Origin of the sequence: Adhaeribacter rhizoryzae (genome assembly GCF_008629685.1) — a bacterium.
GTDB lineage: Bacteria > Bacteroidota > Bacteroidia > Cytophagales > Hymenobacteraceae > Adhaeribacter > Adhaeribacter rhizoryzae.
The window spans coordinates 1-25464 of the sequence record NZ_VWSF01000017.1 but is presented as its reverse complement, the minus strand read 5'-3'; the positions used below and the strand labels follow the sequence as shown (position 1 = coordinate 25464).

General features: G+C 39.2%; 23 protein-coding genes and 1 tRNA gene. 6 read left to right on the top strand and 18 right to left on the bottom strand.

The window, feature by feature from the left end; translation table 11 throughout:
* The first annotated feature begins 227 nt into the window (after window positions 1–227).
* Window positions 228–1949: a M3 family oligoendopeptidase gene (locus F0145_RS18505; RefSeq protein ID WP_150090698.1), complete on the top strand. Its 1722-nt coding sequence runs from the start codon at window positions 228–230 to the stop codon at window positions 1947–1949.
* A 246-nt stretch (window positions 1950–2195) separates the two neighbouring features.
* Here F0145_RS18505 and paaD read toward each other — a convergent pair whose 3' ends face one another.
* The 5 genes from paaD to F0145_RS18480 all read right to left on the bottom strand — a co-directional run bounded on the left by paaD (window position 2196) and on the right by F0145_RS18480 (window position 6018).
* Window positions 2196–2678 carry a 1,2-phenylacetyl-CoA epoxidase subunit PaaD gene (gene paaD, locus F0145_RS18500; protein ID WP_317133194.1) on the bottom strand — a complete coding sequence of 161 codons (483 nt, stop codon included), beginning with the start codon at window positions 2676–2678 and terminating at the stop codon, window positions 2196–2198.
* A gap of 7 nt (window positions 2679–2685) precedes the next feature.
* Window positions 2686–3441, bottom strand: coding sequence for a 1,2-phenylacetyl-CoA epoxidase subunit PaaC (gene paaC / locus F0145_RS18495; protein ID WP_150090694.1), 756 nt, complete (start codon window positions 3439–3441; stop codon window positions 2686–2688).
* Window positions 3438–4067 carry a phenylacetic acid degradation b gene (locus F0145_RS18490; RefSeq protein WP_150090692.1) on the bottom strand — a complete coding sequence of 210 codons (630 nt, stop codon included), beginning with the start codon at window positions 4065–4067 and terminating at the stop codon, window positions 3438–3440. Before F0145_RS18490 ends, paaC begins: the two co-directional genes overlap by 4 nt.
* Before the next feature lie 228 nt (window positions 4068–4295).
* On the bottom strand, window positions 4296–5279 hold the full coding sequence (paaA, locus tag F0145_RS18485) for a 1,2-phenylacetyl-CoA epoxidase subunit PaaA (RefSeq protein ID WP_150090690.1): 984 nt from the start codon (window positions 5277–5279) through the stop codon (window positions 4296–4298).
* 115 nt (window positions 5280–5394) lie between these two features.
* Window positions 5395–6018 (bottom strand): TetR/AcrR family transcriptional regulator, encoded by a 624-nt coding sequence (locus F0145_RS18480; RefSeq protein WP_150090688.1) that lies wholly within the window; start codon window positions 6016–6018, stop codon window positions 5395–5397.
* A 414-nt stretch (window positions 6019–6432) separates the two neighbouring features.
* On the opposite strand from F0145_RS18480, the gene thiL reads away from it, so the two are divergent.
* The gene (thiL, locus tag F0145_RS18475) at window positions 6433–7458 is read left to right on the top strand and encodes a thiamine-phosphate kinase (RefSeq protein ID WP_150090686.1); all 1026 of its coding nucleotides are present in this window, start codon (window positions 6433–6435) and stop codon (window positions 7456–7458) included.
* A 139-nt stretch (window positions 7459–7597) separates the two neighbouring features.
* On the opposite strand, the gene F0145_RS18470 is transcribed toward thiL, so the two are convergent.
* The 3 genes from F0145_RS18470 to rlmD form a co-directional block, all read right to left on the bottom strand.
* Complete coding sequence (locus F0145_RS18470) at window positions 7598–8434, bottom strand: DUF1206 domain-containing protein (RefSeq protein ID WP_150090684.1); 837 nt, start codon at window positions 8432–8434, stop codon at window positions 7598–7600.
* Window positions 8435–8662: 228 nt separating this feature from the next.
* Window positions 8663–9031, bottom strand: a complete 369-nt coding sequence (locus F0145_RS18465) for a hypothetical protein (protein ID WP_150090682.1) — start codon at window positions 9029–9031, stop codon at window positions 8663–8665.
* A gap of 81 nt (window positions 9032–9112) precedes the next feature.
* A complete protein-coding gene (rlmD, locus tag F0145_RS18460) occupies window positions 9113–10528 on the bottom strand; it encodes a 23S rRNA (uracil(1939)-C(5))-methyltransferase RlmD (protein WP_150090680.1) in 1416 nt (471 codons plus the stop codon).
* Between the two features lie 223 nt (window positions 10529–10751).
* On the opposite strand from rlmD, the gene F0145_RS18455 reads away from it, so the two are divergent.
* On the top strand, window positions 10752–11555 hold the full coding sequence (locus tag F0145_RS18455; RefSeq protein WP_190277594.1) for an SDR family oxidoreductase: 804 nt from the start codon (window positions 10752–10754) through the stop codon (window positions 11553–11555).
* A 196-nt stretch (window positions 11556–11751) separates the two neighbouring features.
* On the opposite strand, the gene F0145_RS18450 is transcribed toward F0145_RS18455, so the two are convergent.
* Entirely contained in the window at window positions 11752–12492 is a 741-nt protein-coding gene (locus tag F0145_RS18450) for an SH3 domain-containing protein (RefSeq protein WP_150090676.1), read from the bottom strand.
* Window positions 12493–12562: 70 nt separating this feature from the next.
* On the opposite strand from F0145_RS18450, the gene F0145_RS18445 reads away from it, so the two are divergent.
* A tRNA-Lys gene (locus tag F0145_RS18445) sits at window positions 12563–12635 on the top strand.
* Between the two features lie 244 nt (window positions 12636–12879).
* Entirely contained in the window at window positions 12880–14253 is a 1374-nt protein-coding gene (locus tag F0145_RS18440) for a hypothetical protein (RefSeq protein ID WP_150090674.1), read from the top strand.
* A gap of 32 nt (window positions 14254–14285) precedes the next feature.
* On the opposite strand, the gene F0145_RS18435 is transcribed toward F0145_RS18440, so the two are convergent.
* The 7 genes from F0145_RS18435 to F0145_RS18405 form a co-directional block, all read right to left on the bottom strand.
* The gene (locus F0145_RS18435; protein ID WP_150090672.1) at window positions 14286–14813 is read right to left on the bottom strand and encodes a hypothetical protein; all 528 of its coding nucleotides are present in this window, start codon (window positions 14811–14813) and stop codon (window positions 14286–14288) included.
* Complete coding sequence (locus F0145_RS18430) at window positions 14795–15094, bottom strand: hypothetical protein (protein WP_150090670.1); 300 nt, start codon at window positions 15092–15094, stop codon at window positions 14795–14797. Before F0145_RS18430 ends, F0145_RS18435 begins: the two co-directional genes overlap by 19 nt.
* Window positions 15095–15149: 55 nt before the next feature.
* Complete coding sequence (locus tag F0145_RS18425; RefSeq protein ID WP_150090668.1) at window positions 15150–16139, bottom strand: DUF6371 domain-containing protein; 990 nt, start codon at window positions 16137–16139, stop codon at window positions 15150–15152.
* 35 nt (window positions 16140–16174) lie between these two features.
* Complete coding sequence (locus F0145_RS18420) at window positions 16175–17266, bottom strand: AAA family ATPase (protein ID WP_150090666.1); 1092 nt, start codon at window positions 17264–17266, stop codon at window positions 16175–16177.
* The gene (locus tag F0145_RS27040) at window positions 17263–17553 is read right to left on the bottom strand and encodes a helix-turn-helix transcriptional regulator (protein WP_150090664.1); all 291 of its coding nucleotides are present in this window, start codon (window positions 17551–17553) and stop codon (window positions 17263–17265) included. Before F0145_RS27040 ends, F0145_RS18420 begins: the two co-directional genes overlap by 4 nt.
* Before the next feature lie 88 nt (window positions 17554–17641).
* Window positions 17642–18301: an RteC domain-containing protein gene (locus F0145_RS18410; RefSeq protein WP_150090662.1), complete on the bottom strand. Its 660-nt coding sequence runs from the start codon at window positions 18299–18301 to the stop codon at window positions 17642–17644.
* A 12-nt stretch (window positions 18302–18313) separates the two neighbouring features.
* A complete protein-coding gene (locus F0145_RS18405) occupies window positions 18314–21064 on the bottom strand; it encodes a class I SAM-dependent DNA methyltransferase (RefSeq protein WP_150090660.1) in 2751 nt (916 codons plus the stop codon).
* Window positions 21065–21394: 330 nt separating this feature from the next.
* Between F0145_RS18405 and F0145_RS18400 the strand changes: the two genes are divergently transcribed.
* Window positions 21395–22531 (top strand): exodeoxyribonuclease X C-terminal domain-containing protein, encoded by a 1137-nt coding sequence (locus tag F0145_RS18400; RefSeq protein WP_150090658.1) that lies wholly within the window; start codon window positions 21395–21397, stop codon window positions 22529–22531.
* Window positions 22532–22588: 57 nt separating this feature from the next.
* On the opposite strand, the gene F0145_RS18395 is transcribed toward F0145_RS18400, so the two are convergent.
* Both F0145_RS18395 and F0145_RS18390 read right to left on the bottom strand, forming a co-directional pair.
* A complete protein-coding gene (locus tag F0145_RS18395; RefSeq protein ID WP_150090655.1) occupies window positions 22589–23815 on the bottom strand; it encodes a site-specific integrase in 1227 nt (408 codons plus the stop codon).
* A gap of 657 nt (window positions 23816–24472) precedes the next feature.
* Window positions 24473–24769, bottom strand: a complete 297-nt coding sequence (locus F0145_RS18390) for a hypothetical protein (RefSeq protein ID WP_150090653.1) — start codon at window positions 24767–24769, stop codon at window positions 24473–24475.
* Window positions 24770–25464 lie beyond the last annotated feature (695 nt).

Genomic DNA, 25464 nt, shown 5'->3' with positions numbered 1-25464 from the left:
TGGATGTTGGACGTTGGTAGTTGGATGTTGGTAATTGGAAAATATTTCTAAAGCATCCAATATTTTAAAGGCTGGCGCAAGTTTAGCGAAGCGTAACTTGTGCTTGATGATTAAAGATGATGAAAGGAAATCTGTGGCTTCCGGAAGCTGGAAACTTCTCTAACCAGGCCACTAACATTTTTTAGAAAATCCATATAGGAAAAGATAAAATCAAAAAACTTAAAAATATGGCAGAAAATACAGCCGTTTTAACACCCAGAACCCGCACCTTGTTACCCACCAATTTCACCGTAACCGATTGGGCAGCGTTAGAACCTTACCTCGAAAATTTAAAAACCCGGGAAATAAATTCGGCGGACGATTTAGAACAATGGTTACTGGACCGGAGCGAACTGGAAAGCGTAATAGCCGAAGACATGGGCTGGCGTTATATCCGGATGACCATAGATACCCAGGACGAAGCCGCTACCGAAGCTTTTCAATATTTTGTAAACGAGATTGAGCCCAATATTGCGCCCTACGACCATGCTTTTAACCAGAAGCTGGTAGATTCGCCGTATTTGCCGGAATTAGACGAAGAAAAATACCGGATTTATTTGCGTTCAGTGAAAAAAGCCATTGAAATATTCCGGGAAGAAAATATTCCGCTTAATACCGAAATAACTACCAAACAACAGCAATATGCCGCTATTACCGGTGCCATGACTGTAACGTTAGATGGCGAAGAAATGACCTTACCACGCGCCGCCGACCGGCTGAAGAACCTGAACCGGGACGTACGCCACGAAGCTTACCTGGCCATTCAGGAACGGCGGATGCAGAACAAAGACGAGCTGAATAATTTATTTACCGAACTCATCCGGTTACGCCACCAGGTTGCTCAAAATGCGGGTTTTGCCAACTTCCGCGATTATATGTTTGCCGCCCTGGGCCGCTTTGATTATACCGTACAAGATTGCTTTAACTTCCACGAAGCCATTGCCACCAACGTAGTACCGTTGAATAGTGCTATAGACCGCGAGCGCAAGCAAAACCTGGGTTTACCCGAACTAAAGCCCTGGGATTTAGATGTGGATGATACCGGCAAGCCGCCGCTAGAACCATTTAAAACCGGCGAAGAGTTACTGCAAAAGACCACCAAAATATTCTATCGCTTAGATCCGTTGTTGGGCGATTGCCTCGTAACCATGAAAAATATGGGCCGTTTGGATCTGGAATCGCGGAAAGGAAAAGCACCCGGTGGCTATAATTACCCGCTCGATGAAACCGGCGTGCCCTTTATTTTTATGAACGCTACTTCTTCGTTGCGCGATGTGGTAACCATGTTGCACGAAGGCGGCCACGCGGTGCATAATTTCTTAACCCACGAATTGCCGCTGGGTGCTTTTAAACACACGCCTTCCGAAGTTGCAGAACTTGCTTCTATGTCGATGGAACTCATTAGCATGGACCACTGGGATTTATTTTTTGAAGACGAAGCAGAATTGCGCCGGGCGAAGAAAACACACCTCGAAAGTGTGCTGGAAACTTTCCCGTGGGTGGCCACCATCGACCGTTTTCAGCACTGGATTTACGAAAACCCGGATCATACCCTCGCGGAACGGGAAAAAGCCTGGCTCCAAATATTCGACCAATTTAACCAGCACGAAGTAAACTGGGCCGGACTGGAAAATTATAAATCTTATATCTGGCAAAAACAACTTCATTTGTACGAAGTGCCTTTTTACTACATAGAATACGCCATGGCCCAACTGGGTGCCATGGCCGTCTGGAAAAATTATAAGCAAGACCCGCAAGCAGCATTAACTGGCTACAAGAATGCGTTAAGCCTGGGCTATACCAAGTCTATTGCGGAAGTCTACGCGGCTGCAAATATTAAATTCGATTTTTCGGCCGAGTATATTAAAACCCTCACCGATTTTGTGCAAGCCGAAATGGAGAAGCTTTAATCGTTAATCGTTAGTCGTTGTTCGTTAATCGTTGTTCGGAGTGGGGAGATTAACTAACTGCTAACAAACCTCACAGGTCTTTAAGACCTGTGAGGTTTATTTTTACCTTTAAACCATAGAGCAGCTATGAAAGCAACTTCAAACAATTCGGTATATGCAAATAAATAAATCCAGAATTTCAAATTGCGTGTAGCTGCTTTCGTTCATTTGGCAACCGAACAACGATTAACGAATAACGAACAACGCCTACAGCGGCTTAAACTGCTCGAACATTTGGCGGCAGTTGTTACAGTAATGCATGGCCCGGCATAAGGTAGGGCCGAAAGGCGTTCGTAAAATAGTATTGGTGCTGTTGCAATATGGGCAGGCAATGTGCTCCAAAATATCTAAATCCGGTACAACCTGGTAAACCGGTGGCGGAGCTAAACCAAATGCTTGCAGCGCCTTGCGACCATTAGCGGTAATTTTATTTGTATTCCAGGGCTTATCAAAACTCATTTGTACTTTAAAATCCTGAACGCCCGCTTCGGTTAAAGTTTCCTCTACGCTTCTGCGCATATATTCCATGGCCGGGCAACCCGAAAAAGTAGGCGTCATTCTCACCATAACCTGATTTTCCTGAGTAATATTAATGTCAGTAATAACTCCCAAATCCAGGAGCGAAAGCACCGGTATTTCGGGGTCCATTACTTTTGCCAGCAAAGCCAATATTTCTTCCTTTGTCCACATCAGGTATTTACCATTCGGTGCTGGGATCTATATTAATTACTTCGGCCATTTCATCGAGTAAAGGTTGCAAATATTCAGAATGCTGCCCCAGCCTACCACCCAAAACCGGCGAAATGGTATGAACAGCGGTCTGTTGCAACTGGGTTTGCGCTAATATTTTTTGTATACTTTCCAGCCATTGCGCTTGAATATTACTTTCCCGCGGGAATATATTGCTGCTTGCCAGATCTGCCTCGTACGGCGATGGCTGGAACATACCCAGCGCATAGGGGAACGCATAATTTAAAGATTGCTGCAACCGGCTGATGCTCTCAGCGGTTGCATTGCCCAATTGCTTTACCATAGTATTGGCATGCAACAAATGGTATTTTAACTCTCCTCTTAACTTGGCCGCTACTTTGGCAGCGGGTTCATAACTACTTTGAGCTAAATATTCGAACCGGATAGCTTCGGCGTGATCATATAAAAAGTGCCGGATTAAGCTAAAGTCGTACTCACCAATAGGCAACTCAACCAAGTGGCAACAATGAAACTGCGCAGCGTTTCGCATAAAAGCTAGGGTATCCGGGTCCGATTCGCCGAGTTCGTGCAACAACGTATAAAAAGCCAGGCTATGCCCCAGCTTGTCCTGCGCCATCGAAGAAAAAGCAATATCTTCTTCCAGAATCGGACCAATGCCTGTCCACTCAGAATTGCGGTGTCCCAGAATTAATTGGTTATCGGCCAACGTATAGAGTAATTCTTTTATAGCAAGCTCGTTCATGGGGTGTTAGTCGTTCGGTTTTTGAAAGCATTAATTTTATCGAGCACTTTATACGCCACTGGCTCGCGATATTTTTTCTCGTTCAGCGTTAACCACCAATCCTTATCTTCTTCCGAAGATTTTAATATTTTTGCTGCCGGTGCTACCCAAATATTTACACACGGTATTTGTTCACCAAACTGCTGTTTGGCCTGAGCTAAAGCATTCTGATAACCCGAAGCTAAAACGGTGCCCGCATGCGTATGCGCTTTGCCCCTTTTTTTCAGCATAAATATTTCGAATGCCTCGCTTTGCTCAGAAGCCGTAGCTGGAGCGGGAATATTTAGTAAGTTAAAAACAGATTCGTTGTCGTCGACATAAGGCGTATGTTGAATATCCTGGGTTTTAACCACCCAGAGTCCGAAGCAAGCAGCCCGCCGGCTGTATTGTTCTTTCGCAAATACAAAGGCCACTTCTAAATCCGGAGCGTGTACCGGCCCCACGTAAGCATAAGGTGTATTTTCCCGCTTCTGTGTAAATACCTCGTAAGTGGCCCATTGGTCCAGTTGCTTTTTAACTGCTGAATTAGGCCAATCTGCCGGAACTTGCAACCGGTTTATGCGGGGATCGAGCGAGGTAAGCAGCATATATTAAATAATTAGAAAATAGAAATTAGAAATTATGAATTCCTTCATGTCAGATCTTATGCGTTTGGAAATTTTAATTTCCGGAAATCAAAGACTTCCCTCTTTCAAAAGGTACAAGTGACGCTTCGCTTAACACTTGCGCCAGTCTAAATTATAAGCCCACTTCAACTAATCAACAATCCGGAATAAATTAGCTCTAAACAACAACTAACAACCAGCAACCACTAATCAAGCCAGTGGTTTTACGTAAGTTGCTTCGGGTTTTAAAAGGGCTTCTCTTACCCAGGCACCTTTTTCCTCAGCCATGCGCCGTACGGCTAGCCTTTCTTTGTTGCAAGTCCCTTTACCGTTAATTACCTGTTTAAATTCTTCCCAGTCTGGTTCGGTATATTCCCAAGTGCCGGCTTCATTTTTGCGAAGGAGCGGGTCGGGTAAAGTCAGGGTTAGTTCCCATACTTTAGGCACGTACATATCCAGAAATTGCTGGCGGCACTCGTCGTTGGTAGCCATCTTCACTTTCCACCGCATCAATATTTCGGTGTGGGCCGATATTTTGTCGGCTGGGCCGAAGAAAGTCATAATGGGTGGCCACCAGCGGTTTAGGGCTTCCTGAATCATTTGCCGTTGTTTAGATGAACCCGTAGCTAAGTAAACCACCGCATCGTGGCCGTATTTCAGGTGAAAAGATTCTTCGGCGCAAATCCGCTCCAAAGCCCGGCAATACGGACCATAACTACCACGGGCATTAGCCATCTGGTTTACAATGGCACCGGCATCAATCAGCCACGAAATAACCGTAGAATCGGCCCAGGTAAACGTGGGGTAATTAAAAACGTTGGAATATTTAGATTTGCCCGAAATTAAATCCAGCGTCATTTGCTCCCGGGTTTTACCCAAGGTTTCGGCGGCGCTGTAAAGCAACTGCGCGTGGCCCACCTCGTCCTGTACTTTCGCCAGTAAAGCCATTTTCCGCCGGAAACCGGGTGCCCGGGTAATCCAGGTACCTTCGGGTAAGGCGCCAATAATTTCGGAATGGGCATGTTGCTCTATCATCCGGATTACTTGTTTCCGGTACAAAGCCGGCATCCAATCGTCGGGTTCAATTTTTTCGCCCCGCTGAATTCTTGCTTCAAATTCGGCCAGTTTTACCGGATCTTCGTGCGCCAATTCATCCAGTTTAACCGGCTCAAATATGCTTCCTCCTCCGTACATCTTTTTTAGTTATGAATTAGAAATAATGAATTGCTGCAATTAGCAGTTTTATGTAAATTCTATATTATTAGCATATCAGACAACGGATAACGAACAACGATTAACGACTAACGAGCTAATGATACTTTGGCCGGTCATCTTTGTGGGTGTTTAGGCCGTTTAAAAATAAATCGGCCAGATTGCCAGCAATTGCTTCGGGACTTAATTCGCCATCTAGTTTGTACCATTGCGTAATACCATTGAGGCTCGAAAGCAAGGTGCGTGTAACAAAGCGGGTATCCGACGAAATAAATTCTCCTGTTTCAATTCCCTGTTGGATTAATTCGCGGATGCGGTGCTCGTATTTTTCGCGTAGGCTTAAAAAATCTGTTAAAAATGGCTCGCTCAGGTGCCGCCACTCCTGCTGAAAAACAGTTGAAGCTGCTATGTTGTGGGTTATTATTTTTATGTGAGCGGTTATTACCTGCCGTAGCTTCTGGGTATAGGTTATAGATTGTGATTCAATTTCGGCTAGTTCCGCAAAAAACTCGTTCGCCATTTTAAAACATATACTTTGCAGAATTTCTTCTTTGGAGCGTACGTGGGCATAAATACTGGCAGCCTCAATCCCGACTGCACTGGCTAAATCGCGCATAGAAGTAGCCGCAAAACCGCGCTGCTTAAACAAAGCCGTGGCAATGCTTTCTATCTGCTCTTTGCGGGTAAGTTTAGCCTTATTCTGGCTTTCGGTTGCTGCCATTCCTATTTTAACCAAAATCTACAATTATCATATTTAGGTTAGGCGTTGGAGCCTATTTCTGTCATTCAGGAGGAACCTATTTGGCTAACTGCTAAATAGGTTCCTCCTGAATGACAACTGTGGGTTTCTTAAAACTATTTTCATTTTAACTTATTTGAAAAACCACCTATTAATTTTATAAGAAAGCACTTATTAATATTTATACCCTTACACAATAAAAAAACACATATAAAACTGATAACTGATTACTAACAACTAACTTCTAAAATTTATACGCAAACTAACGTTCGTTAGGTATGTGGTTTAATAAAAATTTACAGAATATATCTATTTACCAAAGTGCCCAGATTTAATAATAACTTTGCCGTATTAAAACTTGCCTGCAGCTTTTGAAATTTTTGAAATAAAATAACTATGAGTGAATTTACTTCTTTAGATAAACTAGGTGAATTTGGCCTGATCCGGAAAATAAAAGAAACGGTTAAACTCGAAAATGCTTCTACGCTGGTGGGCATTGGCGATGATGCCGCGGTGCTGGAACCCGGCGAGAAAAATATTGTGGTCTCAACGGATATGCTGGTAGAAGGCGTGCATTTCGATTTAACTTTTTGTCCTTTGCGGCACCTGGGCTACAAAGCTGTGGCGGTAAATGTATCGGATATTGCGGCTATGAATGCCATACCTACCCAAATTACAGTAAGCCTGGGCATCAGCGCCCGTTACACCGTAGAAGCTATTGATGATTTATACGAAGGCATCCGGTTTGCCTGCGAAAATTACAAAGTAGACTTAGTGGGCGGCGATACTACTTCTTCTAAATCGGGTTTAATTATAAGCATTACGGCTATTGGCGAGGTGGCCAAAGGCGAAGCAGTATTGCGCAGCACGGCTAAACCCAACGATTTAATTTGTGTAACCGGCGATTTAGGGGCGGCCTATTTAGGTTTACAGGTACTGGAACGGGAAAAACAGGTTTACCTGGATAACCCTGAAATGCAGCCCGATTTGCAGGAAAAAGAATATTTGGTACAGCGCCAGCTTAAACCCGAAGCCCGGATGGATTTTATTCATGAACTGAAAGAACTGGCCGTAAAACCAACTGCTATGATCGATATTTCGGACGGACTGGCTTCGGAGTTGCTGCACATTTGTACCCAATCTAACACCGGCGCTGCCATTTACCAGGATAAACTGCCCGCCGACCAGCAGGTATTAAACACGGCCGAAGAATTTCAACTGGACCCGGTAATGTGTATCCTGAACGGTGGCGAAGATTACGAGCTACTTTTTACGGTTAATTTGGCCGATTACGATAAAATCCGGAACCATCCGGATATTACCATTATTGGTAAAATGACCGAGGCCTCAGAAGGCGTACGGTTAGTTACGCCCAGCGGCAATGCTTTTCCAATTCAGGCCCAAGGCTGGACACATTTTTAAGCAATATTGCTGCCTGCGTAATTGTATTCAGAAGCATTTTTAAACAACCCTAATATTTGTAGTAAACAATTTATAATAAACAAAAAGAGCGGTTACTGGTAACCGCTCTTTTTGTTTATTATAAATTGTTTACTAATATTTAAGTATTTATTGCCTCGTAGCGGGCTCTAACAAACATAAAAACGCCGTAGCAAACCAAACCTAAGGCAATAGCCCCCAGCAAAATAGAACCATAAGATTGCTCCAGAAACTGAAAAGCACTGGTGGTTCCACCGGCTTCCTGGGCGTTTGAGTTCATAGCTGCTTTCAAAAACAAAAAGCCAATAATGCCCCAAACAATACCCCGTGCAATGTAACCTACTTTACCCGCTTTCATCAGCATATCTTTAATATCGGATTTTATTTGGGCGGTCTGTATATTTTTCAGGTATTTACCCGTAATGGCTTTATAAATCTGGTATAAGCCCATGGCCATAGTACCCACGGCTACAATACCTACCAGCCATTGCCCAAAAGGCTGTTCCAGCAATTTACCGGCCAGGGTTTGCCGCGAATCGCCACCGCCGCTGCCACCGCCGCTACCCAGCACCAGTTTCGCTGCATAAAAGGCTAAACTACCATAAATTAAACCGCTAAACGCGTAGCCAAGCCTTTTGCCAATTCCTTTGGCATCGCCACCTTTTCGCTCCGAATCCATAAAGGCCTGAATAAAGCGCCAGATGGTGTAACAAACAAGGCCTAATGCTACAATACCCAATAATATTTTACCAAAAGGCTGCTCCAAAATAAATTGAAAAACACCTTGTTTACCGGCTCCTTGTTCTGAGTTGCCATTTATTTCGAAGGCTGCCATAAAAGCAAGCGCTCCTACCAGGGTATAAACAACGCCTTTTGCGGCCATACCAAAACGGGCAAAACTTTCGGTCCATTGTGGCCTGGGGTGAGGTATGCGTGTATTATGAATTGAAATTTCCATAGTTTTATTTTATGTATAGTTCTATAAGCCTATACACGTAAAAATTAAACCAGGGTTAATCTTTTATACAGAATAAATATTTAGCAAATAACCTTAACCATTGATTTACAAAATATTGCGGATTAAGTGCAGGAATATATTTAATTAAAATTTATTATAAACCATTAATTAACAAAGGCAACCATGCATAAGGGCACTTAAATACAAATTGTATTTAAACAACAATTTTTAATCTTCCGGAAAAGGAATAAAAACAAAATTGGTAAATCCTTCGTCGATTACAAACAAGCAACAGAATTCATCCGGATCTTTATAGGCCAGTTCAAACTCTTCTACCTTTTCTACACTAATTACATTGCGTTGCACAAAATCGAAGAGATACGAGGCGTATACGTGCCACTCCAAATCCATTTCATCGGCATTAATTAGTAAGGAGCCCAAAGGCGTAGCTTGTTTGGTAAAAATAAAAATAGGATACTTTGATATTTCTCTTTTGCGAATCTGGTAAGAGGCCTCTTTCAGGGTATCGGAAACTAAAGCAAAATCTTTGGTTATGGTGCCTAAATATTTACCGTTTAGTTCAGGATCGTTATTCATACAACAAAGCAGGTTTAAGAGAATAAATTATCTTTTACGAAAATTAGAACAGAAAAACTATAGGTGTTTAGGTCTTAACTTTTAAGATTTTAATTCCAGGGTTACAATATTCTCGACGTGGTGGGTTTGCGGAAACATATCTACCGGCTGAATTTGGGTAACTTCGTAATTCGCCGAAAGTCCTTCTAAATCGCGGGCCTGCGTAGCCGGGTTACAGCTTACGTACACAATTCTTTTGGCCTTTAGCTGGTTTAGTTTTTCTACCACGTCGGGGTGCATCCCAGCCCGGGGCGGGTCGGTAATAATTACGTCCGGCTGTCCGTGTTCGGCAATAAAAGCATCGTTCAGTACATCTTTCATATCGCCGGCGTAAAACTTGGTGTTGGTAATGTTATTTATTTGGGAGTTAATGCGGGCATCCACAATAGCACTTTCTACATACTCCACCCCTATTACTGCTTTGCATTGGCGCGCTACAAAGTTGGCAATGGTGCCAGCTCCGGTGTATAAATCATAAACCAATTCTGAACCCGTTAAGCCAGCCATTTCGCGGGTGAGGCGGTACAGTTCGTAAGCCTGGTCGGAGTTGGTCTGGTAAAAAGATTTTGGCCCCACCCGGAAACGCAAATCTTCCATTTGCTCATGAATATAAGGTTCACCGTGGTAACAAATTACCTCTAAATCGTGAAAGGTTTCGTTGCCTTTGGGGTTTACGACGTATTGCAGCGAGGTAATCTCGGGAAAAGAATTTTTCAGCTGTTCGAGCAGCCCGAATACCGCTTCGTTGTCTTCGTAATACACCTGTAAAATTACCATTACATCGCCGGTGTTGGCTGTCCGGATAATCAGGTTGCGCAAGAAACCTTGCATCTTCACCATATCGAAAAATACCAACCCGTGCATTTTGGCGTATTGCCGCACCGCCAACCGAATATTATTAGAAGGCTCTGGTTGCAGGTAACAATGCTTAATATCTAATATTTTATCGAACCGGCCCGGAATATGAAAGCCCAACGCGTTGCGGTCGTATTCCTGCCCTGATTTTATTTGTTCCGAGGTAAGCCAACTGTTGTTAGAGAAGGTATATTCTAATTTATTGCGGTAATACGTGGTTTTTTCGGAGCCAATAATAGCGTTTACGGGTTTGTGCCCAATTTTGCCAATTCGCTCCAGGTTGTCTTTTACTTGTTTTTGCTTATAAAATAATTGGGTATCGTAGCCAATGTGCTGCCACTTGCAACCGCCGCAAACGCCAAAATGCTCGCAAAACGGTTCAATACGCAACTCCGAATATTCATGGAAGTGTACTGGCGCAGCTTCCAGAAAATTTTTCTTCTGTTTCGTTACCTGCAGGTCCACCACATCGCCGGGGGCCACATCTTTTACAAAAATTACCAGGTTCTCGTGCCGGGCCAGACACTTGCCTTCGGCGGCCATTTCTTCTATCCGAATATTCCGGATAATTTCAAATTGCTTTTTCTTTTTTTGCTTTCTCACAGTTCCGCAAAATTACGCCAAATATTATTGGTTTTAAACCCGAATTTTTAAGTACTTATTCTAATTGACTTCTTAGAATTTCCGGTTAGCTACACCTGTAGCTGTTAGGTTTGGATAGCCCATGAGTTGCTCTTCTTATTAAACCAACGTAAAATATTACCTTTGTGCGGTTTGTGGTAAGCTTATATTCACCGCAAATATTAAACAGCAGATTAGAATAAATATGAAAAATAAAGTGGTGCTGATTACCGGCGCAACCTCCGGCATTGGGAAAGCTTTGGCGCTTGCTTTTGGCAATGCTGGTGCCGTTGTGGTAATTACCGGACGAAACGAGCTGAATTTAAAACAAACAGCCCAGGAATTAAACCAGCAAAATATCCGGCATTTAGCTTTGCAAGCCGATGTAAGCCAGGAGCAAGATTGTGAACGCATGGTAACCGAAACAATTGCGCAATTTGGCAAATTGGATGTTCTTATTAACAATGCGGGTATTTCTATGCGGGCCATGTTCGAACAATTAGACTTGGATGTTATCCGGAAGGTAATGGATATTAATTTTTATGGTACTGTTTACGCTACCAAGTATGCATTGCCTCATATATTAAATACCAAAGGCTCTGTTATTGGTATTTCGTCTATTGCGGGTTACCGGGGTTTGCCCGGCCGCACCGGCTATTCTGCTTCGAAATTTGCCATGCACGGATTTTTAGAAACCTTACGTACCGAGTTGCTGGACCGCGGTGTACACGTAATGATTGCCTGCCCCGGTTTTACGGCTTCTAACATCCGCAATGCTGCTTTAGCTGCCAACGGTCAGGCCCAGGGCGAATCGCCGCGTGAGGAAGATAAAATGATGTCTGCTGAAGAAGTAGCGGCCCGCATCTTAAAAGCCACTTACCAGCGCAAGCGCGATTTAGTAATGACTGCACAAGGCAAATTAACGGTTTTCCTGAATAAATGGCTACCTAGCCTAACCGACCGCCTCGTGCTCAACCATTTCAAAAAAGAAAAAGACTCACCGGTTTAAACAGTTATCAGTTAGCAATTATCAGTAAACAGTTATCAGTTATCTAAATTATTTAACAGGAAAAAGTAGTAGTACGCGTTATTTCTTTAAATACAGCAAAAATAAAGAGAAAGGAAGTAAGCTTTACTTTGATACTTCTATTTAGGTTAACTGATACATCGTTAACTATTTACTGATAACTGTTTACTGCTAACTGTCACGGCAGTTCCAATACGTTCTTTTTCCGGATAAAGGCCCGCTGGCCGTTCCATTCGGTTTCGTACCAGATATCCCTTTCACCTTTTAAATTAATGCGGTGCCCTTGGTTAGTGGTTGCCAGCCAACGTGCGCCTGCTGCAGGCGCGGCCATAATGGCAATACCGTTCTGCCTGATTATTCCCTTTCGGCCAAAACTAAGAAAGTTGATATAAAAACCAATGAATAATAAATAGCCTAGGAACAACACCTGTTCTGTGCGACCGGGTAATATTTTTTTCTGACGGTAAATAAAAATCATGATAGTCAGGATTGCCACAGCCAACATTAGCATTCCTTGCAAAATCGGGTAATAATATTTCTGAAGTTGCGTTTGAAAAAATTCAAAATCGCTGTATTCGTACCCTAAATATTGCTGCCGTTGCGCTAAATCTTCCATTTTCTTCAAGACTGCCCGGCTGGGCCGTTTGTTGTAATACAGGTGCAGGTAATAAATAGTAGCCGTATAATTTTGCTGAGCTTCCTGCGTATAAGCCATTTTCAGGAGCATCTGCGCTGAATATTTTTCTTCCTTATCGAGGATTTTTTTATAAGTAGCAAAGCTTTGGGCGTATTGGTGCTCTTGGAACAAACTATCGGCCCTTTTTAATTCAATGCTATTCTCCTGAGCGTAAACAGGTTGGGTTAAAATGAAAAAAAAATTAAAAAATATTAAAGAAAAACTACTCAATTTATTTGCCATTTATAAAATAGTGTCTTAGTTTTGCATCGCAATTCAGGGAAACGCCCGGCGGTTGTAAAGATAATAAAAAGATTCTGTAGCTCAGCTGGTAGAGCAATACACTTTTAATGTATGGGTCCTGGGTTCGAATCCCAGCGGGATCACTTTTCATTTAGATAAAGCCTTATAAGTCAATAGCTTATAAGGCTTTTTTGTTTGCAGGTTACATTATAGGTTCCATTTACTTTTGTCCTAAACATTTGATGTACCTTTTTAATGTAACTCTTAAACATTTAATGCTTTAAAAGGCATACTTCCGCATGAATAAATAATTTATATAACTTTAATAGCCTGTTTTTATTTTTTACTTTAAAAGCTAATATAGGAATCGATTTATAAATTAAAATCATGGTAAATAAAGTTATTAGTTATAAAGGAGCATGGGATATTGTTAAAGAGGAAAATAGGTTAGAATTAGACGAGATAATCGAAATATTGCCAGAATTCATCGAAGAATTCCATAAACGAATAAAAGAAGGAAAGAGTATTTCCCAATCAGAAATAATGAGTGAACTTTTATTGCAAATGGATTGGATAACTAATATTCGAGGGTTAGGAGTAGAACATAATATGAAATTAAGAGGAGTTGGGAATTTAAAAAATGGAATTTCTATTATGGCTTATCACGGATCAATTAATAATATACATAGTTGGATTTTTAATACCTCTACTTTTGCAGTGAAATACAATTATGTTAAAGTCCCTATAATGTTGCTCCCATCTAAAAACTTTGCGCAAAGTATTAATATAAATAGATTAGGCGTAGCAACTATTGAAAGATGTGAAGAACAGCTTTTGCCGCTTACACCTTTTAGCCACCCATATCCATTCCTAATCCTTGGTTTTACATTTCCATCATATTCTGACTCGTTTTCTTTAGATGATTTTAGAAATGTAGTGGAATTGAAAACCACTAACTTAAATGAAAAAAGTAATGAAATAATAAATAAAAGTATAGAGTTTCCAGAGGAATACCATGAAGCCGGCTTAGGGATTTTGAACTTTTTTGGAACTTATATTCGGGAGCAGTATCCGAATGAGAAAGCAAAAGTAAAGATTGAACAAGAAGGCAAGCTTGTTAGATTAATTGTAGAAACTAAGGATGGTAAGTCCGAAATAATCGAAAAAGCACTTGAAGAATACCAACTTATAGTTTCTAGGAAAGCCCAACCAGAAGAATTTATCAAAAATGATATATTACTTCTAAAAATGGAAAATCAATTACAATTGGCTGAAGTTCAAATAAAAAATCAAGATCGTATTATAGGAATTCAGAGGAAAGATAACGAAACATTAACGAAGCTTCTTAGTGATGCTTTATCCAGTAATCATAATATTTCTATTGTTGTAAACTCAAGTAACTCAAATTCTATTGATAATAATATAACCTTTACTCAAAGTATTTCTTCTGCTTTTGGAAACATCAGCGAGTTAAAAGAATTATTAACAGATGACATTGAAATTCAGAAGAAGTTCCAAGCGTTAGAAACTGCTCTTGAGAAAATAGAAAAAGAAACCAACCCGGAGGAAGTTAAGAAATCGCCAGCCATGAGCAAATTTAAGCGCATAGTTGAAACAATGACCGATGGCAACGAGCAATTAGGAAAAGCCATAAAAGCCTTAGAAGGCGGCATAGACATAGCCCGGGATTTAGCAGGAAAATACAATAATATTGCACAATGGTGTGGTTTACCCCAAGTTCCTACAATTTTTACCAAATGAATTCTATAATTTAATAAAAAAGCTGTTTTACCCTACTTACTATTTATAAACTGGTTATTAGCATTATTTACCTGCACCACTAAATTCATTTTCCGCATCTTAGAAAGCAACTCCAGGGCCCTAGTATAACGCCGGCTGGCAAAGGCTAATCGCTTTTCCCAATAAATACCTAATTCAATACTAGGAGATTGAGAAAGGATATTGGCGTGTTCTATTTCGGTTTGGTGGTGGTTAAACCAGCAAAGGACTATTTGCTCAATTGCCAGCTTCTCTAATCGGTTTGAAGTTGAATAACCCAATTCTTGGCGTAGTTCCTCACATTTAACATACATGACCTCCCTAAAAGAATCTGAGCAACTCATATTCTCAATCCGGGTACTTAGTGCAACAGGATACATATCTTCCTGTGCTTGAACATACTCTTTACATTCCGGACTGTTTTGGATAAGCTGTTTTATTTCTTTTCTAACATTAGCATTAATTTTATCCGAATCGTTACAGATTTTCATGAGGTCACGAAAGCGGTTTAACTCTGTTCCTTTTAGCGTTTCTTTCTCCATTGCCTTTTAGGTTTATGGTAGCCATTTGCTACGGCTATCCAGGTAAACAATTCTTTTAATTTTTCTTCCAGGTATTTTAACTCGTTATCCGCTTGGAGGTGTAAAGCCTGTTCTTTCCGTTCTAAATTCTTTTCTTGTGTATTATTATATCGTTCGTAAAAATCTAGGTCGGCTGAAACCAAAGCAAATTCACCACTGCCAACATAAATAGAAATTACTTTATTGCCTTTTCTTTTCTTACGATAGTAATATGGTCTTCCATTTCTAATTTCTAATGCCATTGTGCTACAGTATTTTAAATGCCCCACTTACCTACCTTTGCTTTACCCTTTTATTTTAAGTAAGCTTCACATCTTTAACTACTAATCCAAGCTTTTCGGTTAGGCTCCACAGTATTGGGTTATTATGGAATAGGACCTCTAACATTACTTTTTTATTCTCAGGTAAGGTATTAACCACGGGTATTTGCCGGCTTATTACTTCTGTTTTATTTGTATGATGAAGCGAAATAATATAATCAGCTAAGTCTGTTTTATCATTTCTTTCCGGAAATAGGTCCAGAATTTTGTTGGATATACTCAGCTTGGTTAAAATTTGAGAAGTACTTTCTGAACCTTTACGTCCTGGCTCATCTGCATCTGGCAAAATTATGACTTGACGGCCTTTTAAAGCATTAGCCCGTTCCAGGTTTACCTTATCTCCGCCTATTGCTACCCAGATGTATTGGGGCATAGCTAAATAACCAATACAAGCTGTTTTCTCGCTTTCAACCATAAATACAGGGGTATCTACCGGAAAGTAATTTTTTTGTAGCTGGTGTTCTCCAAACAAGCAGAGCCTATAACCTTTATCATTGGTATAACCCCCAAAATTAGGCTTCTTACCTTTAATTCTTTTACCATCTAAATTATAATATACAACCTTTGGTTTTCGGACATTGCGGGCTTTATCAACGTACCAAAAAACTGTTCCTCCATTTTTAGCTGTTCCAATCCTAAATTGACTCAGTACTTTTTGAGTGCCATCCTTCCCGAATTGGCTTTCCAGAAATAGAACGAACGGGTTTAAATCATAGCACTTCAAACTTTTTTGAACTATCTCTTCACTTATATATTTATCCGGTAATAGTGGTTTCTCTTTTAAGGCATAAGATTGAGTTGGGATATTCAAATTTTTTCCCGGGAAATTTTTTTTACCACAAGAGAAACATTGGCCAAACTCTTTGCCATGATTTCGCAAATAAGACCAACCTGTTCCGGAAGAACAATAAGGGCATTTATAGCCGCCTCCGCTAAACCTGAATTTAGTAGTTTCTCTAGGTTCCATTGTTGTACACTTTAGTGTTTCCATGTTTCCATTTCCTATGGGTTTGGAAACATGGAAACTGGAAACTTCTTTAGCCATTTAGATATAGTTCCTTTAGCGATACCTACTTCCAAAGCAATTTCATCATATTTTTTACCTTGATTTAGTAGGGTTATTACCTGAAGCATTTTATCTGTTCGCGCACTTTCTTTTGGATTTTCTTCTACTCTTTTTAATGCTTCAAAACCCGTACGTTCGCCGGTATTGGTGAAAATCATGTTTGCATCAAAGTGGAGTTCGTATGATTGATTTTTATATGCCTGTGGAAGGTAGTTTCCTTTAACCAGGCAAAAGTGCCGGATTTCTTCTCTTTCGGGGTCAGTTCTAAGCTCTACAACCAAGCGCATCTTCGCTTCAAATCCCTGACTACCTAATAAATTATGTTTAGAAGGAGTGCCGGTATCTGTACGTTTTCCGGTATGATGCAGGAATACTATTAAACAGTCGTATTTATCCGAAAGTAGTTTGTACCGGTTCAGAAAAGACCTTACTTCATTTGTCTGGTTTAAGCTCCCGACAAATAAATCTGAAAAGGCATCTATAATAACTAAATCAGCGGGATTAGCTGCTAGTTCTTTTCCTAGCTTATCCAATATATCTTCCGTATCGAAAATAAACCTTAAACCTTGGTATTGCTCCGGACTATACCCCTTACCTTGATTCTGTTTACGCAACAGGAAATTAATGGCTAGTTCGTCATCTTCGGTAGATACATAAATAGCACTTGAATAACGGGCCTGAATTGGGAAATTTAGAAAGTGCGTTTCCTTACAGCTTACTGCTATAGCTAACTGCCTTAATAAGGTACTCTTTCCGGTGTCACTACTTCCAGCCAGTGCAATTAATCCCCGTTGTGGAAAAATGGGTTTAATAAGGGTTGGAATCTCTTGGACGGCATGGGCTAGTAATTCTTTACCAGTATAAACAAATGGGTGTTTACTTTGCTGATGGCCCGAGTCCGGTTCTGAAACTTTAAAATTTGTTGCCTCATTAGCTAGTTTACTCAGTACGGGATCTGAATTTACATTCAAATGCTCTAGGTTAAGTTTACCCGAACCATTTACGGCGGAAGTGTAGAGCCCACTCATTTCCGGCCTGAATTGATGTAAGCTAGTAAATCTTGTTTCTGAAACCGAAGCCGGTTTATTCCCAGGTAAGTTGACTTCAACTTACCCTCTTTCATAAGGGAATAAATAGTAGGTTTGGATAAGCCTAAGTATTTACAGGCTTCTCTGATGGTATATAACTTCTCAGTTTCAGGTTCCGTGTGGTAGTTATGATTTTTGTTAATTTCTTCGCTTACTACCTCCGCTAATATTTTACGAAATTGAGGTAGTGTAATAATAGGGATTAATAATTCTAAATGTTCCTGCATCGCTTTATTTGTTAAAAGTACAATGCAAGTCTAGTTAAGCAGAGAAAAATAGTTCTTTTACTAAAAGCTTACTAAAAGCAAATTTTTTTTACTCATCTTTATTCAAATAGTTTATAAAGCCATCTTTGAGTTTATCAAGTAAAATAGTTGGGTTATCACTATTTCTCCTTTTTATTGCATTAAGAGTTTGGTTTGGATTGGGAATTTTAAAATTAAAAAATTCCGAAAAGGCATTAACTACATCTTTCTTCTTATTGTACTTGATAACACCACTTTCTATTAAAGCATATACTAATTCAATTAAATTAGTCTGATCATCCTGCCATTTTATATTGTATTTGTTACCTATATTAAACTCCTTATTCAAGGTAACACCAATATCCTCTTTCCTTTTAGAAACCCAACCTATGATAAGTTTCTTAAAGTTCTCAGTTTCCTTTTTATCAAAAACCTTATTGGTTATAATTTCATATTCTAAATGTTTTAACCATAACTCAGGTTTGAAATCAGTTTTACTAAAATGATATTCTAAAAATTCTTCTACTTCGTACGCTGGGTAAAAATTAACTAGGCGGCCTATAAATTCATTGTCATAATCCTGAATAGTTGTTGGTCTGGTTCTATTTTCCCTAGAGGCCTCTCCCGTTCTCCTAACCCTAGTTCCTCCTATCCCGGTTCTTTCTCCTAAATTCCTGAGGTTATATGGGTGGTCAGAACTTATACCTTGAACCTGATAAAGCGTTTGCATATTATAGAAAGATTAAGCTTTAATTTTGATAGTCTTTCCCGGCTTCTCCTTCACAAATAAACCAGCGGTATATTTCTCGTACAGCTCAAACAAAAACTCCATGCGTTTGGCTTCGGAGGCGAAGGGTTGCGGACGGTAGCAAAGGTCTACGGCTTTATCGAGGTCTTGGTGGGCTTTTACGAGGGCGGGCGGCATGGTGAGCGGGTCGTAGAGGTCGGCGAGGGAGCTGGTGGGGAAGCCTGCGCGGGCATCCAGCACTTTTTGCGCGGCCACTTCTACGGCTTTTATTTGCTTTTCGTTCGGGTTCTCCGGCCACGGAAAGTTGTTATAGACAATATCTTTAGAATATCGAAAATCACTCTTTAATCTGCCACAAATATATTTTACCCAAGCCATGTGCATTTCAGATGTTAATATACCAAAATGATATAATGTTCCATTAGGCACTGTATGACAGCTATTATTAGCAATATATTCTTTAGTAAAGAAGCCAAGAGGTATATATCTTCGATTTTCTGAAGTCGTGCTTGGAATTAATATATAAGTATCTGGTTGATTTCTATCTCTGAATAAAGTAGGAGTTGCTGCAAATTTTTGAGTTGATGGTGCCACACTAGCTAAACGGAATTTCTTTACTAAATCAACTCTTTTTAAAATTTCCGGCATTTGTTTTAACTCACTTGGATTTGCATCTACTAACCAAATACACCAGCGGCTTTTTCCATTTAAAAATTCATAAGCCGAAATTAATGGCTTAATATATTTTGCCGAGCTAGGTTCTTTAATTAATAGTTCATTTTTCTCCTCGTCCGATAACAATAAGTTTCCACCGTCTAAAGGCATATTCCCAAAACTCATTTTTGGCACATTACTTATCGGATTAGATTTACTATTAATTAATAAATCTGTGGCATCAACCAAATAAGGATTGATATTCTTTGCTTTTACTTCGTGGGGCTCACCTTTAATATTTTCGTACTCATAAATATATTTATTAGCTACATCAAAATTAGCAAAGCCAATAATTACGCAATAAACGGCTGCATTACCTTTTGCCTCATTGCTCCATTTAAAAGTCCGGTGCGCAAAATGAATTTTAATATTATATTTATTCAGTAGCAGCCCCCATAAAATACTGGTTTGTTCACCTTGCACAATGGAATTAGTCGAAACAAAACCGACTTTTATTTGTGTATTCTGAATATATTTAGCCGCTTTTACATACCAACCGGTTACATAATCCAAAACACCAGCATTATCTGAATTTCCAAATAATCTTATTACATCATCCCGCTGGTTTTGCTTCATTATTTTGGAACCTATAAAAGGCGGATTTCCTAAGATATAGGAAAGCTGGTTAATAGAAATTATTGATTCCCAATCAATAGCTAAAGCATCTCCGTGGGTAATATTCGCGGATTTTTTCAGGGGCAAACGCGCAAAATATTGCCCAAACTCTTGGCTGATGCGCATGTTCATCTGGTGGTCGATGAGCCACATGGCTACTTCGGCAATACGGGCCGGAAATTCTTCGTACTCAATGCCGTACACCATATCCACATCGAGCCAGATAATATCGCTTACATTTAGCCAGCCCTGGCCGCTTTTGTTCAGGGCACGCAAGACTTCTATTTCGAGCAGGCGCAACTCGCGGTAGGTAATAATTAAAAAGTTGCCGCAGCCGCAGGCCGGGTCCAGGAATTTTAAGGTGCTTAGTTTTTTATGAAACTCCGGCAGTTTGTTTTTATTCGTTTTTATGCTTTCAAACTCCTGCCAGAGCGCATCTAAAAACAGCGGCTTTATGAGTTTTAAAATATTCTTTTCGGAGGTATAGTGCGCGCCCAGGTTGCGGCGTTCCTGCGGGTTCATTACGCTCTGGAACAACGACCCAAATATAGCCGGCGATATTTTGCTCCAGTCCAGGGCACAGCAGTTGAGCAGAACCTCCCGCATTTTGCTGTCAAAACTGGCCGGTGACAAATATTCGGCAAACAGCTTGCCGTTCACGTATGGGAACCCGTTCAGGTGCTCATCAATATTCCGAAGGCGCTTCTCAGGGGGTGTATTCAGGATATGAAACAACTGAGCCAAGTGCGCCGCTAAATCGTGGCCGTCTTCGGCGGTTTTCTGCTCAATATAATCCTGGAAATACCGCTTCTCAAAAATGCTGGTGTCTTCTGCAAACAAGCAAAACAGGATGCGTACCAGGTATACTTCCAGTTCGTGGCCTTCGTAGCCAATGGCTTTTAGCTGGTCGTGCAGTTTGCCCATGCGCCCGGCGGCCTCAATATTTACGGGGTCTTCGCTCTTGTAGCTCTTAGTTTGGTAGCCCAGTATAAACCCAAACAGCTTTACGTTTTGGTAAAAGTCTTTTAATAAAAATTCGTGCTGCGTGTTTTCTTCCAGGTCGTAGAGCCGGAACTTCTCAAAATCCGAAACCAGAATATATTTGGGCAAATCGTAATCTTTCAGGCCCGGAAAATAATCAATGGCTTGTTTATAGGCTTTGGTTAAATCTTTGCCCCGGCTTTTCATTTCCACCAGAATTACGCCTTTCCAGAGCAAATCAATAAACCCATCCCGGTCGCCGGCTTTTTTTACGCGCTGTTCAAAGGCGGCCATGCGCCGGCGGGTAATGCCAAACACGTTAAAAAAGCCATCCAGAAAAGATTTGGCTTCCGCGTCTTCGCTGGTTTCGTTTTCCCATTCTTTGCTAAACCGCACAGCGCGGTCTTTTACTTCGTTCCAGCTTAAAGCTGCCATAAGAGGTGTTTAAAATAAAAAGCGATTGTTGCTATACCTGCTGCGTTAAGTGCTAAGCATGCTTCGAAAGCTTAAAATAAGCAAAATACAGGAAAGTAAAATAAAGAACGGAAAATATATAAAATTTTGCTTTATTGATAAAGGGATTATTGTTTAAAGACCTTATCTAAAGGAAACTTCTATTTTGAATGAATTGGCAGTTGAAGAATCGGTTCCTAATGATAAAATTATTGAGGATGCAATTTTAGTTAAATAGCCTTTTTAAAAGCAAACTATCTTACCAAGCCCCTTTATATTTTTAACATCTTAATATAAAGAGTACTTAAATCTATGAAAAAGAACTTAAAAAATGCTGACTTTCTTCTGTTTACCATAGATGCAATTTTACCTTTTGGAAAATATTGTGGCAAAATAGTTGAGGAGGTATGTATTGAAAATGTTAATTATTTAAGTTGGTGTATTATTAACATTCATAATTTTACACTTACTCAAAAATGTTTTGATGGAGTTCAGTTTCTTTCTAATTCTGGTTTATCCCCAAACGCTGTAGGTAAGAACTATACCAAGTTAGCTAATATCTCAAATATCTTAAAAATTAAAAGTTGCTATATGGTTAGAGATAATGTTGCCGAAAAAGGGGAAGACTTTTATTCTTATAACAGTAATATTTTCATTTGTTACAATAGAAATAAATTTACGAGAATAAAGAGCTCTTATTTAAGGAATTCAGAAAATCTATCCTTTAAAGGCCAACACAATGGCTTTTATTATGCTAGGTATTTTTCTAAGAGAGTTCATAGCTTTTTGAATAAGAATTATTTAGTGAAACCCTCTGACAAGAAAGTTAAAATTAAAATAAAATTAGTTGACTTTAATGATTTTAAGGTATTTAGTAAATATCAGGAGGACTATTTTTTTAAAAAACACCATATTTTTAAAATGGTTGGAGATGCTATCGTAGTTCTTTATGTAGATATAGATTATTCAAACTTTGAATATGAAGATTACTTTTTTGAAAATGGCTATGGTATTAATGCTTTTATGACCCCATTCTGTTCGGATAATGTTGAATCTATTCTGTTCAGTGAAATAACAAATTTGGACCAAGCTTTGAAAGACTATGTTAAATACAGGGAGAAATTTCCTTCTTTAAATCTAAATAATTTAATAATTCAAAATTGGGAAAATAAAAAATCTTTAGAGTCTTTCTGCCAAAAGGATTTTCAAATTGAATTAGGATTAGAAGAATTAACTAAATATGTTTATGATTGGTGTGTAAAGTTTAAATTGACCGATAAGTATTTGAGTTTACAATTGACATTAGTAACCAGGTATTTAAAAAATTTTGATGGTGATAGCTCTCTTAGTTATGCAGAAAGTGAAAAGGATGCTTTTGATGCGTTAACAGATGGGCAATATGGCACCTGGGAAGACTATAATGGTGATTTAGATTTTGTGAACGACTAAATTGGTAATTTATATCTTTTATAATTTTAAATTATTGTTGCCCGGTTAAAATATTGGCTAAGCAGTGTTGAAATTGTCCCAAGCCTTTAACATTTCTACTTCTTTAACTTTATCTGTTATTTTTACATAGCGCATAAGAGTTTTAGTATCCTTATGACCACTTATTTTCATAACAGTTTCGGCTCTCATTCCTTTTTCTAATGAAAGAGTGATAAAGGTTCGCCGGCCAGTATGGCTGGTAAGCAATTCGTACTTAGGAGAGGTATTTTTAATTCTGGTACTTCCGTTATACTTTATTACTTCAGTAGGTTCATCTATTCCACATAATTGACCTAACTCTTTGATATAATTATTAAACTTTTGCTGTGATAATTTTGGCGGGCTATTGTCATACTTAGCTAATATAGCTTTAGAATAATAATTAAGGGGTATCTTTAGCGGGTCCTTTGTTTTTTGAGTAGAAAGGGTAATATAATTTTCTTTAATGTTTTCCGGCTTCAAAGCGGTAAAGTCAGAATGACGGAGACCGGTGGTACAGGCTAATACAAATAAATCCCGTACTTTTTCAAGCCTTTTATTTCCTTCCAAATTATAAGTATATAAAGTATTTAATTCATATTGAGTTAAGTATACAATATCACATTCATTTTGCTTAACTCTTTGAAATTTTTTAAAGGATAAATCGGTATGTATACCTCTTTCATATAAATAACCGAGAAAGACCTTCAACCTTTTTATCTGATTATTAACTGAACCACCACTCATTTTTTTATTAGTTGTAAGAAACTGAATAAATTTATCGTAGAACTCCAGGTTCATTTTTTCTAATGAGATTTTAATTTTTTTGGAAATAGAGAATTCCCTTAAATGGTTGAGGGAGGACTTATAATGCTTATTCGTTCCGTAGGCTTTAGAAGAGGCAGTTTCCAGTATATACTTTTCAAATAAGGAGAAGAAATCTTTGTTTACTTCCGGAAAATTTGGCTTTTTAGAATTCCAAACTGATTTAACGTGCTCTAAAGTTGGGTCTAGTTTATTCTGCTTCGCAATACGGGAAATTTCCTTAATTTCCTCAGCCTTAACCTGGATGGTTTCATTTAAGGCATTAAATCCCCGTAAAGACTTTCTTGCCTTTTGATTTCGAGCATCCCAGTATTCCGGCGCAACTTTCTCACCGGTGCTAAATAAGGTATAGTTTTGATTATGGGTGTACTTAACGTAGATGACACATAATCCTTCTGAATTTATTTTATTTTCCCGGATAATCAGCTTTACTGTGGCCATACTTTCATAATTTAGGTTCCGTTATAGGTTCCATTAAGTATAGTAAAGATAAGAAAAAAAGGGTAAAATATTTATAGAAAATAGCTTTATTTGATAATTAAAGGCATTTTAAGTAAATGTTAGTTAAAAGGTATGTGATCCCAGCGGGATCACAAAAGTAAAATAAAAAAGCCTCTTAGATAATATCTGGGAGGCTTTTTTATTTTAACAATATAAACTTTCTGAATAAAGCTTATACGAATAGCGTTAAGCAGATGTAAAGTTTTAGGGCGCAGAGAAGTGGCTTAAAAGAATTAGCGTAAACATCAAGCCGTTGGTAGAAGATGAAGTAGATAAAGGCATATTGGCCTTTAAACACCCTCTCGCGGCTCTGTTATAGTTGAGAATGCACGGATGTTTAAAATAGCAAACTGAAGCCATCTAGAGCAAGAGGAATAACCGCTGCATCAATGTAACTGACGAGCAGTTCAGAACTGGTATTCAAAAAAAAATACTTACATCTTTTATCGATGAAAATTTAAATAAAGTCAGGACAGAGTAGAAAGGCGTAATATTCAAATATGTAGTAGATATATTGATAGAATCGATATAATCGTGTCAGTACACTTAAAAGTGTGCTGTATAACAATAGCCATACAAGAACGCTAAGTCAAACACTTACTTTACCGACAAAAACGCTTCTGCCATGTTAAAGCGACAGTTGTAAGTGAGTTTTCTATAGTGTTCTTGTGTAGAATAACAGAAACGGGGCGAAAAGTTTACTATTATTACTAACGTGAATTGGCTACCATGTTGTAGCGTTAAAGCAAGAGCAATTAGGGAAAATATGCTGACACCACAAACGGCATTATGGCTGTAGCCAACTGTTGGCTGATTTTCGGCAGCAGTTATAACCTTGGTCACCGGCCAGGAAAATTCATGCGCAACCACGATGCCCAAAATTATCCCAATCATTCCGAAATAATCAATGTTTAGATCCAGTTTTATTTCCGCAATAAGATAGCAAGCATAATAAGCATCTATGCAAATCTCTTATTCGGACCCTCATTGTCTAGTGCAACCAATCAGCTATAGGTACGTGATATTACTTACGAGCCTATCTAGGCCCCTTACCTCAACTATCCTTAACTAGCGGAGAATTATAAGTAGACAGAGCAAAACTCAATAAATTTTGCTCTATTCGTATGCGTGAAAAATATTTAATTCCATCTGCAAAAAGGATACAGCACTTTTCATATACTAAAGTTTTATTAAAAAAGAGAAGCAGAGCAGTCGGATTTACAAAGACTATATTAAGACAAGTGGAAGAAAGCTTTTTCAAGACTATGAAAACTTAAAAATGTATCATCAGAAACGTACCACCAATAAAAAACGGGTTAGCAGTGTCTATTATGAATCATAATTTAAGGTCTTTTAAACTACAAGAGCCCCAAGTTCATAATTGTAGTAGACTTCGTTATAGTCTTCTTCAGGATATTAAAGAGCGGTTAATAACTTCCCCCCCCTCTTAACCTTCCCAATCTCCCTATAAAGCAAAAAGCCCCGTTACATTGCTGTACCGGGGCTTGAGGTTCTTACTTCTTACAACTACTACTTATTACTAATCAGTAGTCAAGCAGCAAAGAGGAAATAAATAAGGTTGGCGGCTA